This window comes from Candidatus Nucleicultrix amoebiphila FS5 (assembly GCF_002117145.1).
Taxonomy (GTDB): Bacteria; Pseudomonadota; Alphaproteobacteria; order Caedimonadales; family Nucleicultricaceae; genus Nucleicultrix; species Nucleicultrix amoebiphila.
Genome location: NZ_CP008743.1, coordinates 695,548 through 714,037 on the forward strand (window position 1 = coordinate 695,548; position 18,490 = coordinate 714,037).

17 protein-coding genes and 1 tRNA gene are annotated in these 18,490 nt (G+C 38.6%); 7 read left to right on the forward strand and 11 right to left on the reverse strand.

The window, feature by feature from the left end; translation table 11 throughout:
• Positions 1 to 3 precede the first annotated feature (3 nt).
• Positions 4 to 933, forward strand: coding sequence for a TerC/Alx family metal homeostasis membrane protein (locus GQ61_RS03355; protein WP_085783961.1), 930 nt, complete (start codon positions 4 to 6; stop codon positions 931 to 933).
• Here GQ61_RS03355 and fumC read toward each other — a convergent pair.
• The gene (gene fumC / locus GQ61_RS03360; protein WP_085783962.1) at positions 930 to 2,327 is read right to left on the reverse strand and encodes a class II fumarate hydratase; all 1,398 of its coding nucleotides are present in this window, start codon (positions 2,325 to 2,327) and stop codon (positions 930 to 932) included. The genes GQ61_RS03355 and fumC overlap by 4 nt on opposite strands.
• Positions 2,328 to 2,398: 71 nt before the next feature.
• Here fumC and GQ61_RS03365 point away from each other — a divergent pair, with 71 nt between their 5' ends.
• Both GQ61_RS03365 and GQ61_RS03370 read left to right on the forward strand, forming a co-directional pair.
• Entirely contained in the window at positions 2,399 to 2,848 is a 450-nt protein-coding gene (locus tag GQ61_RS03365; protein WP_085785055.1) for a nucleoside deaminase, read from the forward strand.
• A 55-nt stretch (positions 2,849 to 2,903) separates the two neighbouring features.
• A tRNA-Arg gene (locus GQ61_RS03370) sits at positions 2,904 to 2,980 on the forward strand.
• A gap of 99 nt (positions 2,981 to 3,079) precedes the next feature.
• On the opposite strand, the gene GQ61_RS03375 is transcribed toward GQ61_RS03370, so the two are convergent.
• Entirely contained in the window at positions 3,080 to 3,448 is a 369-nt protein-coding gene (locus GQ61_RS03375; RefSeq protein ID WP_085783963.1) for a hypothetical protein, read from the reverse strand.
• A gap of 251 nt (positions 3,449 to 3,699) precedes the next feature.
• Here GQ61_RS03375 and GQ61_RS03380 point away from each other — a divergent pair, with 251 nt between their 5' ends.
• The gene (locus GQ61_RS03380; protein WP_157111132.1) at positions 3,700 to 4,623 is read left to right on the forward strand and encodes a diguanylate cyclase; all 924 of its coding nucleotides are present in this window, start codon (positions 3,700 to 3,702) and stop codon (positions 4,621 to 4,623) included.
• Between the two features lie 127 nt (positions 4,624 to 4,750).
• Here the strand turns inward: GQ61_RS03380 and GQ61_RS03385 are convergent, their stop codons facing one another.
• Positions 4,751 to 5,107, reverse strand: a complete 357-nt coding sequence (locus GQ61_RS03385) for a hypothetical protein (protein ID WP_085783965.1) — start codon at positions 5,105 to 5,107, stop codon at positions 4,751 to 4,753.
• 291 nt (positions 5,108 to 5,398) lie between these two features.
• Between GQ61_RS03385 and GQ61_RS03390 the strand changes: the two genes are divergently transcribed.
• Together GQ61_RS03390 and GQ61_RS03395 are read left to right on the forward strand one after the other, a co-directional pair.
• Complete coding sequence (locus GQ61_RS03390) at positions 5,399 to 6,349, forward strand: LysR family transcriptional regulator (RefSeq protein WP_085783966.1); 951 nt, start codon at positions 5,399 to 5,401, stop codon at positions 6,347 to 6,349.
• Positions 6,350 to 6,397: 48 nt separating this feature from the next.
• Complete coding sequence (locus GQ61_RS03395; protein ID WP_198157397.1) at positions 6,398 to 7,144, forward strand: class I SAM-dependent methyltransferase; 747 nt, start codon at positions 6,398 to 6,400, stop codon at positions 7,142 to 7,144.
• Here the strand turns inward: GQ61_RS03395 and GQ61_RS03400 are convergent.
• The 8 genes from GQ61_RS03400 to lepB form a co-directional block, all read right to left on the reverse strand.
• Complete coding sequence (locus tag GQ61_RS03400; RefSeq protein WP_085783968.1) at positions 7,116 to 8,396, reverse strand: MFS transporter; 1,281 nt, start codon at positions 8,394 to 8,396, stop codon at positions 7,116 to 7,118. The genes GQ61_RS03395 and GQ61_RS03400 overlap by 29 nt on opposite strands.
• A gap of 153 nt (positions 8,397 to 8,549) precedes the next feature.
• Positions 8,550 to 9,158 carry a LolA family protein gene (locus tag GQ61_RS03405; RefSeq protein WP_085783969.1) on the reverse strand — a complete coding sequence of 203 codons (609 nt, stop codon included), beginning with the start codon at positions 9,156 to 9,158 and terminating at the stop codon, positions 8,550 to 8,552.
• Positions 9,159 to 9,177: 19 nt separating this feature from the next.
• A complete protein-coding gene (locus tag GQ61_RS03410; RefSeq protein WP_085783970.1) occupies positions 9,178 to 11,556 on the reverse strand; it encodes a DNA translocase FtsK in 2,379 nt (792 codons plus the stop codon).
• Positions 11,557 to 11,622: 66 nt separating this feature from the next.
• On the reverse strand, positions 11,623 to 13,854 hold the full coding sequence (parC, locus tag GQ61_RS03415) for a DNA topoisomerase IV subunit A (protein WP_085783971.1): 2,232 nt from the start codon (positions 13,852 to 13,854) through the stop codon (positions 11,623 to 11,625).
• Entirely contained in the window at positions 13,851 to 14,594 is a 744-nt protein-coding gene (gene recO / locus GQ61_RS03420; protein ID WP_085783972.1) for a DNA repair protein RecO, read from the reverse strand. Before recO ends, parC begins: the two co-directional genes overlap by 4 nt.
• Before the next feature lie 5 nt (positions 14,595 to 14,599).
• Positions 14,600 to 15,490, reverse strand: coding sequence for a GTPase Era (gene era, locus GQ61_RS03425; protein WP_085783973.1), 891 nt, complete (start codon positions 15,488 to 15,490; stop codon positions 14,600 to 14,602).
• Entirely contained in the window at positions 15,487 to 16,236 is a 750-nt protein-coding gene (rnc, locus tag GQ61_RS03430; protein ID WP_198157399.1) for a ribonuclease III, read from the reverse strand. Before rnc ends, era begins: the two co-directional genes overlap by 4 nt.
• Positions 16,188 to 16,967: a signal peptidase I gene (gene lepB / locus GQ61_RS03435; protein ID WP_085783975.1), complete on the reverse strand. Its 780-nt coding sequence runs from the start codon at positions 16,965 to 16,967 to the stop codon at positions 16,188 to 16,190. The genes rnc and lepB overlap by 49 nt, the downstream gene beginning before the upstream one ends.
• Positions 16,968 to 17,149: 182 nt before the next feature.
• Between lepB and GQ61_RS03440 the strand changes: the two genes are divergently transcribed.
• Positions 17,150 to 18,484 (forward strand): AmpG family muropeptide MFS transporter, encoded by a 1,335-nt coding sequence (locus GQ61_RS03440; protein ID WP_085783976.1) that lies wholly within the window; start codon positions 17,150 to 17,152, stop codon positions 18,482 to 18,484.
• Positions 18,485 to 18,490: the final 6 nt, after the last annotated feature.

The window sequence follows — 18,490 nt, forward strand, 5'->3', positions numbered from 1 at the left end:
ATAATGATATCTCATGGACCTTTAGCCTGGAGCGCTTTTTTTCTGTGCATTTTTATTCTTCTATTTCTTGATTTAAAAGTTCTCCATCGTAACATTCATGAAATTTCTTATAAAGAGGCGCTCTTAACCAGTTTAGGATATGTCGTTATATCCTTTCTATTTAATATTGGTATTTTTTATACCTTGGGTCATCAACAGGGGTTTGAATTTTTCACCGGCTATTTCATCGAAAAAAGCTTAAGTCTCGATAATATATTTATTTTCTCTGTTATTTTTACGCAGTTTAGAATCCCTCTTATTTATCAACATCGTGTTTTGTATTGGGGAGTCTTAGGAGCAATTGTTATGCGTGGTGTGCTTATTTTCCTTGGAGCTAAGTTAATCACGCAATTCCATTTTATGATGGCACTCTTTAGCTTATTTTTGATTTTTACTGGCTTTAAAATGTTATTTTTAAAAGAAAAAGATAAGGAATTCAAAAATCATTGGCTTGTCCTCTTTCTAGAAAAATATCTTCCTTTCACTAGAAATATTGAGAATGAAAAGTTCATTGTGAAAAGATCTGGAAAATTCTATATGACGCCCCTCTTGATGGTGCTGATATTAGTGGAGTTGACTGACGTCATTTTTGCACTTGATTCTATCCCAGCGATTTTTGCAGTTACTACCGATCCCTTCATCGTTTATACAACCAATATCTTTGCAATTTTAGGCTTACGTTCTCTCTATTTTGCTTTAGCCAAAATGGTAAAGAACTTTCATTATCTGAAATATGGATTAGCACTTGTTATGCTACTAGTAGGGTTTAAAATGCTTGTGAACTGGTATTTTGATAAAGACTTTATACCCATTGAACTAACGCTCATATTGACGATTTTTCTTATCATGGGTTCCGCTCTTTTATCCTATCTCAAACCGCTTAAAAGAAGTTAAATTTTTGGTCCAATCATTTTTTGTGGATCAACCCATTGATCAAACTGGTCAGCTGTCAAATAACCTAAAGACAAAGCAGCTTCTTTTAAAGTTGTTCCCTCCTTGTGAGCTTTTTTCGCAATTGAAGCGGCCTTATCATAACCAATGTGCGGATTCAACGAGGTGACTAACATCAAAGATTCATTCAAATGCTTTTGAATGCGCTCAGTGTTCGCCTTTAGATCCTTGAGACATCGCTCTGTAAAACTGTCCACTGCATCACTCAGCAATTTGATGGATTGAAGTAAATTGTAGATAATTACGGGCTTAAACACATTCAATTCAAAATGTCCATTGGATCCCGCAATAGTAATAGTTACATGATTTCCCATTACTTGAGTAGCAACCATGGTTAAAGCCTCAGACTGGGTTGGATTCACTTTACCTGGCATAATTGATGAACCGGGCTCATTTTCAGGTAAACTTAACTCTCCAATACCAGAACGAGGACCAGAGCCTAAAAGGCGAATATCATTCGCAATCTTCATCAATGAAACAGCTAAAACATTTAATGCACCTGACATTTCCACAAGGGCATCATGGCTAGCCAAAGCTTCAAATTTATTTGAAGCAGTCCTAAAGGGTAGTCCTGTTAATACAGAAACTTCAGCCGCAAATTTAATTGCAAAATCCTTATGTGTATTGAGTCCTGTACCAACGGCCGTCCCACCTTGAGCTAGCTCATAAAGATAATCAAGAGCATTTTCAACTCTCTTTAAGCCATGCTTAATTTGTGTTTTATACCCGCTAAATTCCTGACCAAGGGTTAAAGGTGTTGCATCCTGAAGATGCGTGCGCCCTATTTTAATGATCGACGCAAAATCTTTTTCCTTCGCCTCTAACTCTTTCAACATCTTTTTTAGTGCAGGCATTAAGGAATTGTGAACTTCACGCACTGCAGCAATATGCATAGCTGTTGGAAAACTATCGTTTGAAGATTGTCCCATATTGACATGATCATTAGGATGAACGGGGTCTTTACTTCCACGCTTTCCCCCTAAAATCTCGATGGCACGATTTGAAATTACCTCGTTAGCATTCATGTTGCTTTGTGTACCTGACCCCGTCTGCCAAACAACCAAAGGAAACTGCATGTCATGCTGTCCTGCCATCACTTCACTGGCAGCTTGAATAATTGCTTGTCCACGTTTATCGTCCAAAAGACCTAAGGTCATATTAACCTTGGCTGCTGAAGCCTTTAATACTCCCATAGCTCTGATCAAGGGCACAGGCATTTTCTCTCCACCAATGGGAAAATTTTTAATTGATCGTTGAGTTTGAGCCCCCCAATAGCAATCCTCTGGGACCGCAATATCACCAAATGAATCCTTTTCCATACGAACTTTTTCTTGCATTCCGTGTTCCTTATCGTTTTTCTAGAGTATATTTTAAAGATATTTAATATCGAGTAAATCCTTGGATGAAAATGACGCACAATTTTTTTATGGATGAGGCCTTAAAGATAGCATCTCAAGCAAAAAATTCGGGGGATGTTCCTGTAGGCGCAGTAATTGTTATGGACAACAAAATCATCGCCAAGGCTGGCAATCGTGTAGAAATTGACCATGATCCAACAGCCCATGCAGAGATGCTAGTGATTAAAGAAGCTGGGAAAATTTTAAAATCTACTATTTTGAACCAATGCAGTCTTTACGTCACTTTAGAGCCTTGTTCCATGTGTGCTCAGGCTATTGCATTTGCTCGTATCAAGCATCTTTATTTTGGGGCTTATGATCCAAAGGGAGGGGGAGTACTTCATGGCCCCCGTATTTTTAATCAACCCACCTGCCACCATAAACCTGAAGTGTATGGGGGTATTATGGAAAGTAGAGCATCTGACCTTTTAAAGGATTTTTTTCGAAACTTAAGGCCTTAGAAGAACCTTGGCAGGGCTGATGATCTATATTAGAGTGTCGACAATTTTAATGAGAGCGCTCGTAGCTCAGTAGGATAGAGCACAGGATTCCTAATCCTGGGGTCGGAGGTTCGAATCCTCTCGGGCGCACCAGACACATAAAGACTTCTGTATTTTTTCTCTTAATGCTCCAAACACGCAACAATAAATTCTAAGATACTGTTCAATAATACGTAATTTATATTGAATGCCCTATTTTGTAGTGTTAGTTGACTCTTTCCTGAAATAAATTCTTAAAATAATACTAAGAAAGAAAAGCACAATAAAAACACCAAAATAGATGTCTCGAGAAGACAGATCTGTCTCATATTCCTTGATATGTTTCTTAAGTTCGATTGAATTATGAAATTGACTTAAATAAAATTTTGTAGGTTCAGAAATGTTTTCTGGAGGGGCATTTAAAAGATTTTTCTCTTCTAAATTTTCTATTTCTTCTAACGCAAGATCTAGCTCATTCAAAACACCCCCAGCTCCTAGAAACGACATCAAGTCAACAAAAATTATAAATCCCAAAAACGCTATAAGGACAGTTAATATCTTTCGTATGCGATTATAACTCATGATTAAATTCTCTAAGAATTCTGCTTAAATTTGACATCTGTGGTTACTTTAAACCTCTGATTTTTCATTAAGTTACATTTCTTAGGCTTAATATACTTGGAATATGATCAGAGAATAGTCAAAAAATTAATGATTTCATTCCATCTGCGTCTTTTTTTATTTTTTTCTTTTTCTTTTTCTTTTTCTTTAAAAGAAAAGTTAGATTGATATTTACATCTTTTCTCAGTTATATTTTTATTAAGATAAATAAAATGCTTGGAAGTGCAATGACAGCTATAAGTCTCAACTTTACGCGTGAAGAGTTACAAAATATCCTTACTCACTTAGATCAGGCTCTCTTCAATCACATCCAATGGCACAAAAGGATTATTCGAGACCTTATTTGTCGATTGCCAGTAAATAAAGGCGACATTGAACAAAAAGCTCACCAGGAATGTCTCTTTGGACAATGGTACACCCAAGATTCTCCTAAAAAACTGCAAAAACATCCTGGGTTTGTTGCTATAGGTGAAGCACACAAACAAATGCATCAAGTAGCCGCAAGGTTACTTATGTCTATGAACACAAAGGGGGGTGTTGAATCTCAAGATTACGATATTTTTGCCAATGTCATTGAACGTTTACAGCTTGAAATAGCGTCCTTGAAGCGTGAGCTAGAATTTTCTCTTCATACGCGCGATCCGCTTACTGAAGCAACGAATCGAATTGATATGCTTCCAATGTTACGCGAAATTCATGCTTTAGTGAAACGAAGTGCTCAATCTTGTTGCCTTATTATGATGGATTTAGATTTTTTTAAAAAAATTAATGATAAGTATGGCCATAATGCGGGCGATAAAGTGCTCATTGGCTTAGTCCATTTCGTTAGTAAACACCTTAGATCTTACGATAAATTGTTTCGTTATGGAGGAGAAGAATTTTTACTTTGTATGCAGCATATAGATCTGCAAGAGTGTTATTCACGCGTAGATCAATTACGTAAAGATATTTCCACATTAGAAATTGACATAGGACGTAAAACTCCTGCAACCATCACTGCTTCTTTTGGTATTACTTTACTTGATCCGCACGTTTCTATTGAAGAATGCATCGATCGTGCTGACAAAGCAATGTACGCAGCTAAATCCGCTGGACGCAATAATACCAAAACCTGGGACCCTTCTATGCAAGCTTAAGGGGCAGCCTTGCACAAAAAAGACTTCAAGATAAATTAAATTTTAATGCAGAAAGTCTCGTCTGAGAACGAGTGTTTCAGAAGCTTATCCCTGCGCGCTAACTTTTTCATGATGGCTAGGGTTTATTTTATGAAGAACTTTCTTTTCTCTTAATAGTGAAAGAAAATAGTTTGTCTCCTCCACACCTTCTATCATTGAAAGACCATATTAAAGTACAAGAGTTATCATCAGAACGTGCCTTCTTAAAACCTATAAGACACCCTGATGGCAGGTTTTTGAGATTTACACCTTCTGGAGGAGTTATAGTGACTTCGTAAAGTGCCTTATCGCTATTTTCATAATTCAGAATTTCAAAAAACCTATTTTCTACAGTTCTTCTTTCTAGGGTTTCGGTTGCAAAAAGGTCCTCAAAGTCTTCACTCGATGCTTCAACTTTAAAGATAGAAATGAGCGTTAAAAGGACTATGAATAATATTATTCGCATGATTGGGCTCCCTAGTTTTCTAAAATGAAATGAAACTTTGATACAATCAATTTCATTTAAACTCTACCCATATAAAATGTCACTTGCAAGAACGCTTATTGACAAATTCTCCCAACAATTAGGTATCTAGATTATCGACTTAATTTTCAATAAACGGTCAAAGTTCAACATTTTTCTTTACTTATAAGTAAATTATATTTATGACTATTGGGAAAGTGAAACAAAAACTTTTACTAATAATCCTCAACGACAATAACTTTTTGAGTCTTTGGAATTTTTGAAATTTACACAATGGATTGGGATAAACTTAAACAATTTTATTACGTTGCAAAAGCTGCAAATTTTACACGTGCAGGTGAGCGGCTAAATATAAGTCAATCAGCTTTAAGTCGAAGCGTCAGGCATCTTGAAGAACATTTGGGAACCAAGTTGTTTCAGCGTAATACTCGCGGAGTTGTCTTGACTAAACAGGGTGAAATCTTGTTTGAACAAGTTTCACACATGATGACTGCTATCCAAAAAGCTCAAACGACGATTCGTGAAGAAGAGAGTGAACCGTCAGGTAGCTTAAAAGTGGCTTCCACTTATGGAGTTGCCGCCCTCTACATCTCCCCTCACCTGCCTAAATTTATCAAGCAGTATCCTAAAATTCATGTCACTCTTTTTGGTAATGATATTGCCCCTGACTTAGATCTGTGCGAGGCGGATGTTATTATCCACCCTCATATTCCTAATCAAACCAATTATATTCAGAGACCTCTTCTAACAGTGCATATGGGGCTTTTTGCTAGCCCTCAGTACCTGGAAACTCACGGAACACCCAAAAGTCTAGAGGATCTAAGTAATCACCATCTTATTGGTTATGGATATCACCTCAATCATCCTTTTCAAAGTTCAAATTGGCTTTTAAAGGCTGGAATGCCAGTGGGAGAAATGCGTGAACCCATCGCTCAAGCAAACTCAACAATTACTCGTTGCCTTTTGGCAGAAGAAGGAATTGGTATTATCACTATTCCAAAAGAGCATCCTGGATTGGACAAACTAAACTTAGTTCCCGTCTTACCCGAGGCAGAAGGTCCAACCATTGAACTTTTTTACATTTATTCAAAACAACTAAAGAATTCAAAACGGGTCCTGTTTTTCCGTGATTATCTGGAAGGTATCTTAGGAAGAAATTCAAATTCTTCTCAACCTCAAGTTAATAATGGCCCCCTTAATGAAAAAATTAATATTTTTGCATAGGCTATGACAGTTGGAATTTTTCCATTTTTATGGCTGCTCGGAGAATACATGGTTAATTTAAGAGAACTTGAGTCTCAAGGAAAGTTGATTAAAACTGTGAATAGAATGGGGCATTCTATTGCTGACTTAACTGATTTTAGTAAATCTTTTATCGAGTTTTCAGGCACTTGTATCGCACCCGTTCTTGACATTGGCGCTGCTTTTGGTGTTGCTAGCATCCCTGCCCTTGAGGCTGGAGCAACGGTTATCGCCAACGATATGGCTCAAGAACATCTTACCGCTATCAAAGAGAGAACACCTCAAAAGCACCAAAATCGTCTGCAATTACGTTGTGCGAAGATTCCCTACGGACTAGACTTTCCTGCCGAAAGTCTTGGCGCTATTCATGCATCTCAAGTTTTACATTTTCTAACAGGCAGTGAAATTGCGCAATCTTTTGATAATTTTTATCGATGGCTGGTTCCAGGGGGCAAAGTTTTTATCATCGCTAGCAGCCCCTATATTAATATCCTCAAAGCATTCTTACCTGAATATGAAAAGAAAAAGCAGTCAGGGACTCCTTGGCCTGGTGAAATAGAGAATCTCAGTCTTCATACAACTCACGCTGTTGTTGCAGATAATCCTCCATTTTTCAATTTTCTTGACACGGATGTACTTTCTCAAGCACTGATTGAAAGAGGGTTCAAAATAGAGAAAAGCCTTCTTTTTGATCGCGGCACTAATCTACCAGATCACATTAAACTTGATGGACGTGAGAATGTAGGAATTATTGCGCAGAAACCAATTGCTCTCTAAATTCTAGCTTTTTTTGAGGTTCTGTGATTTTTGAACCAACAAAAATAATCAACAACCCCAAAGCTCCTAAACTCATCAGATAAAAAGCTGGTGCCATTGAAAGTCCAGTCTTATCAATCAGCCAAGTCATAATGATGGGCGTTGTGCCACCTAACGTAGCCATCCCCACACCATAACCAAAAGCAATTCCACTATAACGACTGTTAGCCGGAAACAATCGATTCATAAAAGCATTGAGAGGCGCTATAAACCCTACAGCAAAAGCACACAAAAGAAAGTTAGCAAGTAGAATATTTAAAGTCAGTCCAGTACTTGCCAAATTGAAAATCCCATAAATACTCATCATCAATCCAAGAGTTGAAATTGTCATAACACGTGCTAACCCAAAACGATCCGCTAACATTCCAGCTAAAGGAGCACAAGAAACAAACACTATCAACCCAAAGGTGTTAAGTGACAAAGCACTTCCAAGCTCAAGTCCCACAACTTTTGTAAGATAGACATTCATGTAAGCCGCGAATGTTGACGAAAGTGCACCTGAAAAAGCAGCTCCCCCTATGCAACACAAAACAGCGATAGGAAACTTTGAAAGCGCTTGAGATAAGGGGATATTCAAAGGTTTTTTAGCTACATCTTTTTTAAATTGAGGACTCTCGTGAACCTGACGTCGTATATAAAATCCAACACCACCAAGCAAAGCCCCTAGTAAAAATGGAATTCGCCAAGACCAATGAGGCATCGTAGATTGCATAAAAAAGGCACCAATGAACGTTGCTAATAATGCTCCCCCTCCTCCAGAAACAGACATAAGAGACCCTGCAAAACCTTCCTTTCCTTTGCCTATATGTTCGATTGCAAAAATCGCCGCGCCGTTATATTCACCTCCAGCACATATACTTTGTAACAATCGGCAGAGTACTAAAACAATTGGTGCAGCAATACCAACTGCATCATAAGTTGGTAAAAAGCCAATAAGACTCGTTGGGATAGCCATTAAGAAAATTGAGAGAGTTAATGCTTGCTTGCGCCCTAATCGATCGCCTAAGTGACCAAAAAGGATGGCTCCTAAAGGTCGCATGAAATATCCAGCCGCAAAGGTCATAAGACTGGCCATAAGCGCTGCTGTAGAATCATATGTAGGAAAGAATATCTTTGCTAAAAGAGGCGCAAATGTGCCATACAAATAAAAATCATAGAATTCAAGGGTATTACCAGCCATACTTGAAAGAATAGCTTTAGTTTGCGGCTTCATTTTTACCTCCCAGGCATTTTAGATACAGTATTATAATTAAAAGGTTTTTCTTCCAAGTACAAGAAAATTATTAATATTCAATGATTAACAGTAATCAATCATTAAAAAGGCACCGTCAACCAGGTGATATTTTAGAATTCCAACCCAGTCGTTCTAAAATCTCAGACGATCAAATCTAAAGAGTTCAGGAGGGAGTTGTTTGTCAGATGTCTTAACACTGCTAATCTTTACAACAGTGTCCCCCCCTTGAGGATTATGAACAATCCACTGCAACAAGGTAAGAGGCTCTCGTTTAAAGGTCAACGTTAGACTTCCCATTCCAGGTTCATCGTTTCTTGTAAGCGTAACCTCAACGGTATCTTTGTCTTCGTCAGAAAAATCAAGGACTGTTACTCCTTCACTAAAGGATACATGGTTCTTTAAAATAATATTTGCTGGAGACGACTCCAAAGGAATACGTGTTGTCTCTTCCATAACGGGATCATGATAAATAAACCACTGGCCATCGGCGACAATAAGTTTTTGATCAGGGCGAATATATTCAATTCTCATTCTTCCTGGACGTTGTAAAAAGAACCTTCCTTCACTGAGAGAACCATTTATGTCTGTTTGATGAAAGACTGCTTTCAAAGATTTCATCTTATTAAAATAATCTTCCAATTTTTTTATCTTGACCATATCTTCTACAGAAACGATAGCAAGAGCTGCATCCATATTGAATACAAGAAAAACAAACATAATAAGACAATAAAAAATGCGCATTAGATTAAGTCTCCTCTAATTAACTTATTCTTTTCAAAACTTCCCGCTTTCCAACATGGTTAGCAGTTGAAACAACTCCTTCAGCTTCCATCTGCTCCATAATACGAGCAGCCCTATTGTAGCCAATTTTCAGATGACGTTGGATAAAGCTGGTTGAAGCTTTCCCTTCTCTTTGTATGATTTCAAGAGCCTGGGCATACATTCCATCAACTGCTTCTCCCTGTTCACCAAAAAGAGAAAGAGCCATATCGCTCGTCTCTTCAGTTATGTGATCAATATAATTTGGAGTCCCTTGACTCTTCAAAAATTTTACAACACGCTCAACTTCTTCATCGCTCACAAAAGGTCCATGGACACGAACAATTTTACCCCCTGTTTCCATGTAAAGTAAGTCACCGCGGCCTAGAAGCTGCTCAGCCCCTTGTTCATTTAAAATGGTACGACTATCAAATTTAGAAGCCACCTGAAAGCTAATACGCGTAGGGAAGTTAGCCTTAATAGTCCCCGTGATGACATCTACAGAAGGACGTTGGGTCGCCATGATTAAATGAATACCAGCCGCACGCGCCATCTGTGCTAAACGTTGAACTGCGGCTTCAATTTCTTTTCCTGCAACCATCATTAAGTCTGCCATCTCATCGACTATCACAACGATATATGGCAAAAGAGTCATATCTAGAAACTCTGTTTCAAAAATCGGTTTTCCTGTCTCTGGATCAAAACCCGTTTGAATTTTACGCGAAAGAGTTTCACCTTTTTCTTGTGCTTGTTTTAACCGTTGATTATACCCCTCAACGTTACGAACCCCTAATCGCGACATCGCACGATAACGATCTTCCATTTCCCGCACTGCCCATTTTAAAGCAAATACCGCTTTCTTAGGATCGGTAACCACGGGTGTTAAAAGATGAGGAATACCATCATAAACAGACAGTTCAAGCATTTTTGGATCAATCATAATGAAACGACAGCGATCAGCAGGCAAACGATAAAGAAGAGATAGAATCATCGTATTAATTCCCACAGATTTACCTGAACCCGTGGTTCCTGCCACTAAAAGGTGCGGCATACGAGCAAGATCAGCAATGACCGGATCTCCTCCAATATTTTTCCCCAATGAAAGTCCAAGAATAGCGCCCGTATGTTCAAAATCTTTATGGGATAATAAATCATAAAGATATACAGTTTGACGAACATCATTAGGTAATTCAATACCCAATGCATTACGGCCTGGTATCACAGCAATACGAGCCGAAATAGCGCTCATTGAACGAGCAATATCGTCAGACAGTCCTATTATTCTAGAAGCTTTAACTCCAGCTGCAGGAACAAGTTCATAAAGTGTTACAACTGGTCCAGGATGAACTTTTACAATTTGTCCCTTGACTCCAAATTCCTCTAAAACACGCTTTAAATGTTCCGCCTTTTGAGCAATTTCTTCGTGAGAGAGCTTTTCAGAAAGTGTTATTTTTTCAGAGGATTGGTTGAGAAGCTTTAGAGAAGGAAGCTGCGTGCTTGGCACTTCAACAAGATCAAGAGGAACTTTGCCAGATTTTGTTTTTGGCAGAGTTTCAATAATTTTTGGCTGCACAATTTCAAGCGAAAGTGGCTCCTCAACAGTTTTATGATCAGGTTTTACAAGAGCATGCTCAACATGAATTTGTGGCTCCCGTGCACGGTCTATAAAAGGTGTTTTTCTTTCACTTGATTTTTTCAAACTAACTTTGACGTTATTTACGCTCCAGTGTTTAAAGATCAAATGAATAAAATACTTCAAAAGACCTTCAATAAAGAACAAAATCTTTAAAAGAATGCGTCCAAATATCTGCCACTCTCCCTTGGTTAATCCTAAGGAAAAGAAAATAAACACGCCAGTTATAATCGTTAGAAAAAGCTGAGGGACAATAGGGGGGAACTGAGTCACAAACTTATTCAAAAATAATTCGATATAATACCACCCAATAATACCTATAGACCCTGATTCGTCATGGGAATCACCACCAAAAAACCCAGAAAGAGTTAAGGAAAACAATCCTAGCGTAATCGGATAAAAACTAATTCGAATTAGACTCCCCTTAACCGCTTGGCTCCGGAAAATAGTATATCCCCACAACACAAGACATACGGGGGTTAAAAAGCTTGCGACCCCAAAAAATTGTAGGAAAAAATCGCTCAAATAAGCGCCTTTTTCTCCACAAAGATTTTGGATTGGTCCATTTAAGGAAACATTAGAAGAGGGATCAAAAGGATCATGAGAAATCAATGCCAAAAAAAGATAAATCCCAGATAAGGCCATTAAAGTTCCGAAAAACTGGTATGTTTTCTTTTTGAAAAACAGACGCACGGTTTCTGGAAAAATTGTCATTTTGGAGGGCTGCTGTCTTCGCATCGATGTCATCACTAATCTATCCTTTGCGTCTTTACTCTAGCCCTAAGAAATAGACGAATCAAATAGGATTGTCATCTAAGATTGTATAAAACGGTTTGAACGTGGGAAGCCAGAAGGAACAAGACGTCCTGCTTGACCTCGTTTACCTAGCCAAAGCTTCCAATCACTAGGTTTTTGTGTAACGCCGGCTTTAATCCAAGTTAATCCTTGCTCAGCACTAAAAACTTTAATATCTGAAAGCTTCCCCTCTTTAATTTTTTGCAAAATAACGCCGCGTCCTTTCACCATAATCGGTAACTCTTTCAGAGGAAAAATCAATAATTTTCGGTTAATACCAACAGTTACGAGATGATCTCCTGTCACTGGTAAGCAAGCCTGAACAAAAGCTCCTTCTGCAACCGTCATCACTTGCTTTCCATTTTTTGTTTGAGCTAGCGTATCTTTTGCATTCAACATAAAGCCTCGACTATCGCTAGAAACCAAAACAAGCTTTAAGTCGGGTTTATCGAACTTATAAGCTATGATACTAACGATATCTTGTTCATTAGGCAGATCAATCATAAGACGTAATGCCTCGCCATGTCCTCTTGCACCCGGTAATTTATCAACTCCAATGGTATAAAATCGACCATCACTAGCAACAATTATGAGCTTATCCGTCGTTTCGGCAGGCAAAATATAGCTTTCTTTGTCACCTTCTTTGTATTTAATCTCACTCGCTTCTGGTGCAATACCTTTAAATACCCGAACCCACCCCTTCTCTGAAATCACAACAGTGACGGCTTCCTTTTCGACCATAGCCTCAATCGGAACCTCGTCTAATACTGGCACACGATCAAATGTTGTACGTCTCTTGCCTAAAGGATATTTAGCTCCAAAAAGCTTCTGCATTTCTTTCAGTTTGGAAGAAACATTTTGCCATTGATTACGTTCATCTCTCAGAAGCTTTTCAAGATCAAGTTTTTCTCCTTCCAAGCCCTTAATTTCTTCAACAATTTTGATTTCTTCAAGTTTTCGTAAGGCCCGCAAACGCATATTCAATATTGACTCAGCCTGCAAATCCGTAAGTCGCCAACGCTTAATCATCTCTATTTTTGGCTCTTCTGACTCACGGATCACTTTAATAACAGCATCTAGATTAAGATGGGCGATTTGATATCCCTTTAAGATTTCAAGCCTTTCTTCTATCCTGGCGAGACGATGACGACTTCGTCTAATCAAAACGTCTTGGCAGTGATTTAAAAATGCTTGAAGAACTTCTTTTAGATTCATCACCTTTGGAACACGCCCGCCATCAAGGACATTCATATTCAAATTAAAACGTGTTTCCAAATCAGTCGTCCGAAAAAGAGATTCCATAAGAACTTTAGGATCAACATTACGATTACGAGGGATGAGAATAATTCTAACTTCTGTTGTTGATTCATCGCGTACATCAGCTAAGAGGGGCAGTTTTTTATCAAGTAACAGAGTTGCAATTTTTTCAATCAAACGCGCTTTTTGTATTTGGTAAGGAATCTCGTTAACAACAATCTGATAGAGCCCACCTTTCAGATTTTCAACTTCATAACGAGCCCTAAGACGCAGACCACCTCTACCAGTTTCGTACATATCTTTTAAAACTGATTCATCCTCAACAATGACTCCCCCGGTTGGAAAATCAGGTCCTGGAATAATTTTAAGCAATTGTGATACCGTCATCTGTGGACGTTCAATCAAATTGACTAACGCTTCGATAATTTCTCCTACATTATGAGGAGGAATATTAGTCGCCATACCTACGGCAATACCAGTCGTACCGTTAGCTAAAAGATTTGGGAAATAAGTTGGTAAAACAAGAGGTTCTTGACTTTCACCATTATAGGTTGCTTGAAAATCAACTGCTTCTTCTTCAATCCCTTCTAAAAGCTTTACACCCACTTTTGAAAGACGAGCCTCAGTGTAACGCATAGCAGCCGCATTATCACCATCAAGACTTCCGAAATTTCCTTGCCCTTCAATCAATGGATAACGTGTACTAAAGTCTTGTGACAGTCTTACCATCGCCTCATAAATAGGATCGTTACCATGAGGATGATACTTCATCATGACAAAACCAACGGCGCTTGCTGATTTACGAAAAGGTTTTTCGTAAGTATTGCCAGAATCATACATCGCATAAAGAATACGTCTTTGGACAGGTTTAAGTCCATCTCTCACATCGGGCAAGGAACGTGACATAATAGTTGATAAAGCATAGCTAAGGTAACGCTCTCCCAAAGCTTTATCAAATGTCGCATCAATGATCGTCCCTTTTGTTTTACTCATGCTAACCTTTGATGCTCAACCCTTTCTGCTAAGACTTTTTTTAGTCTCTGACGTGCCATAGGCATCTTAAGACCATGTATTTCGAGTGCATATCTCTCTAGAAAATACTCTATCAGCTCCAGAGCTTCAACAAGTTCAAGGATTGATAAAGCATTTTGTACTGTTTTAGACTTTAAAAAGTAGACAGGCAATCTTAAAAGCTTTTTTTCATAGGGCTTTCCAGCCTCAAAAGAAACCGCCCGACCTGATTTTGGTGACACATAAGCCAGATCATCTTTCTGACCTGTCGCAGCGCAATGCTTTAAATCTAGCTTAAATCCAGCTGCTTCCAATAAAGCTCTCTCAAATTCGATGTAAGCTCCATGCCAGTTGCGCTCTTTAAACCCTAAGTGTAATTTTAAAAAAGCAGAAAAAAGCTGTTCGTGACTCTCGTTTAAGGGCATCAAAACATCTAAAAGAGATGTTGATGCCGTAAGAGCGCACAAAGCCTCTGAATCATTAATAATCGCAGCAAGGGGACTTGAAATACGCTCCAAAGCCCAATAACCTAAATGCTGCTCTAAGCGCGCATGCCATTGACAACGAACATATGTGCCAATCTCATAATCTCCTTGATTCTTGCGACTGGGCTTTATAACACCACTGTGACGGCCATGATTCTCGGTAAAAAGATTTAAAATTAAAGCTTTTTCGCCGTGGCGGCGCATACTTAAGATAATACCTTTATCATGCCATTGCATGGAATTTAACGCTCAAAATCGAGTCCTTGGCTCTTATAAAAATAAGGATCATCCATCCATCGTTCTGAAACGCGTGCAAAAAGAAATAAATGAATCTTGCATTCAAAAATTTTAGACAATTCATTTCTGGCTTCAGAGCTAATAATTTTAATCATACTTCCTCCCTTCCCAAGAACAATAGCTTTTTGTCCCGGTCGACGCACATGAATGATTTGACTTATTTTCAAATCTCCATTTTTAAATTCTTCCCAACCTTCTGTCTCCACGATGATATCATAAGGCAGTTCTTGATGAAGATGATCTAATACTTTCTCACGCGTTATTTCAGCCGCCAAAAGACGCATGGGCAAATCTGTAATTTGATCTTCTGGAAATAACCACGGCCCTTCAGGTAAACGCTGCAGCAAGGCCAATAGCATTTCTTCAACCCCTTCGCCTGTAATAGCTGAAATAGTAAAAATTTGTTCAGGATTAAACTCATTTTTCAAACTCAAATGTATGGCTGAAACTTTATCTTTGTGCACAGAATCTAGCTTATTCAACGCGATAAAAAGAGGCTGCTTATTTTTACTCAATTCCTTTAAAAGCGCCCTGGTTTTTTCATCATTTTCCATCGTTAAATCAACAAGTACGAGATTTAAATCAGCATCTGTCGCTGCCGACCATGCCGCTTTGATCATTGCACGATCTAAACGTTTTTTAGGTTCAAAAATACCTGGGGTGTCAACAAAAATGACTTGTGCATCATTCTTGAGTGTTATTCCTAAAATGCGGCGACGGGTTGTCTGCACTTTATGAGAAACGATGCTAACCTTTGATCCAACAAGACGATTGAGCAGTGTTGACTTACCAGCGTTTGTCTCACCCAAAATTGCAATAAATCCACAACGCTTCACAAAAGTCCCTCGCTGTTCAAGAAATTCAACATATTTCTTGCTGCATCTTGTTCAGCGTGACGCTTTGAAAGGCCTTCCCCTTGAACGTTATTATACCCTTTAATAATAACGTCCACTTGAAATCTAGGCGCATGATCTGGACCTTCTTGACTTTTCAATTGATAGGTTGGTGTCCCCAACCCTCGACCTTGCGCCCATTCTTGCAAAAGAGATTTATCATCCTTGGGTGCATCTCTCATATTCAAAATCATCTCACGCCAGTAAAACTCAATAAAAGATTCTGCGGCTTCATAGCCACCATCTAGATAAAGCGCAGCAATTAAAGCTTCACAAGCATTAGCCAAAACTGAGGGTTTCATCTGACCACCTGAACTTTTCTCACTTCTGGCCAAAATCACATGATTTTGCAGCTCTATTTTTAAGGCTACCTCTGCTAAGGTATCTCTACTCACAAGATGCGCATGACGTCTCGCTAAAAGACCCTCCACATCCTTTGGAAAATCCTTAAAAAGTTTAGTCGCGATCACCAATCCAAGAACTCGGTCACCAAGAAATTCTAACCGTTCATTGCTATAACCTTTTCCTTTGTCTCTGGAAACATGACTCGAATGAGTTAATGATTCCTCCAATAGGTTAACGTTCTTAAACTGGTAAGAAATTTTATCGCATAGTCCTTGTAAATCAGTCACTACAGTCATCACTTTATTAAGTTTAAAAACCTCGTGTAGCGTGCTCCAGTAGGCCACTTCCATATCTCCCACCAACGTGCTGACGTAGAGAAGAATAATATTTCAGCACGGCCAATAATGTATTCTTCTGGAATGTAGCCAATCCCTCTCAAAATACGCGAGTCTCCTGAACGATCACGATTATCTCCCATACCGAAATAATGACCTTGCGGCACTTCATAAACCTGCGTGTTATCAAGGCGACCTTCACCAAAACGTTCGTATTTGATAATACGGTGTTTAACACCATTTGGAAGAGTTTCAATATATTGAGGCACCTTCACGGGTAATCCGCTATCTTCATCAATATCCTCAAAATCTTCAATTTGTTCGAGGGTGCAAGGTTTATCGTTTATATATAAAATTCCTTCACGCATCTGAACACGGTCACCAGGCAACCCTACAACACGTTTAATGTAGTCTGTATTTGGATCATGAGGACCTCTAAAAACAAACACTTCTCCTATTTTGGGCTTGTTAGAAGCAAAAATTCTCCCCGAAAATAAAGGCGGACTAAAAGGAAGAGAGAAATGGCTATATCCATAAGTAAACTTTGAAACAAAAAGAAAATCTCCGATTAAAAGATTGGGCTTCATTGAGCCTGAAGGGATGTGAAAAGGCTTATAAGCAACTGTATGCACTAAGGTTGCTAGGACAACTGCAAAAACCAAAGATTTTAAGAGTTCAGCAAAACTCTCAGGCTTTTCATTTTTCGGTGACGCTTGAGAAGAAGCTTCTAATTCGGCCATTTTAACTTTCTTTCTTGTTAATTAAGTATTTTGTGTCTGCCTCATCATTCCAGACAAGGAAGATCAACAAGTACACAAAAATAGAAATTTTCAAGGATAAACTCAACATTAATGTTTATATTATAGACAGGAAGGATAATTTTCTAGGATACTATTGTAAAAATAAACGATAAGGCTGTTTGATGAACCGTTGGCAAAAGACGAGAGAACTTTTTAGAGATCCCCGTATCTCAGCCATTTTCCTCTTGAGCATTTCAAGCGGTTTACCATTCTTTTTGACTTTATCCACGCTTCATGCACGCTTAAGTGAATCTGGAATTAGTAAAACGAATATCGGACTTTTTGTGCTGCTAACCCTTCCCTATAGTTTTAAATTTCTATGGGCTCCTATCATTGATGCTATACGTTTGCCTATTCTAAGCGATCTCTTTGGACATAGAAAAAGCTGGTTATTTCTCTCGCAAGTTGCGCTCATTGTTTCATTAATCAGCTTAGGAACCGTTAATCCAGCTGAAAGCATCGTCTTGACGGCTCTTTTCACTTTTCTGGCAGCCTTTTGTTCCGCAAGTCAAGACATTGTTATTGAAGCGTATCGTGTTGAAATAGCGCATGATCACTTAGCAGGCCCTGCAGCGAGTGCCTCTGTGTTAGGATATCGTTTAGGACTTTGGGCTTCTGGAGCGGGGGCACTGTATGTAGCAGCGCACTATAATTGGTTAACTGCATACGGATTTATGGCTTGTGCTATTGGAATTGGGATAGTTGCAAATATCCTTTCTCCTGAACCTATACAGAACAAAATTGAACATCGTTCTTCAAGAAAAGTAATTCCCTTATCTTTTTATCGCCAAAAATCAAAAAATATATGGCAACGCTCTTTTGAGTTATTTATTAATGCTTTCGTCTCTCTCAAAGATCGCCAAAACTGGGTTGTTCTGGTCCTCTTTATCCTGTTTTACAAAATGAGTGATACGCTCTTAAACGTAATGAGTGTGCCATTCTTACTCGAACTGGGTTTTAGTAAGCTTGAAATTGCACATGTGGCTAAGTCGTTTGGTATAGGTGCAATGATTCTAGGAGGAGTTGTCGGTGGTTTTATGCTAAGCCGACATCCAATTTTCAATACTTTAGTTTTCTGTGGAATCTTACAGATTTTGTCTAGTCTCATGTTTATGGTTCAAGCATATCTTGGGTATAATCTAGGTGTTCTCTTTATGACAATTGGTTTAGAAAATCTAGCCTGTGGAATAGGAACAGCCGCTTTTATAACGTATCTTTCTGGGTTATGTTCAGCTCCTTTTACTGCCAGCCAATATGCATTGTTATCTTCTTTTGCATCATTTGCGCGTGTTTTGTTTTCTTCTGGGTGTGGATGGCTTGCAGATCAAACGTCATGGCCAGTATTCTACGGGTTTGGTATTTTTGCTTGCTTACCATTCTTTATCCTTATCCTCTCACAAAAAAGCGCTTTTAAAGAACAAATTGATATCCCTCAATCACTTCAAAAAGCTTCTTAAAATTTT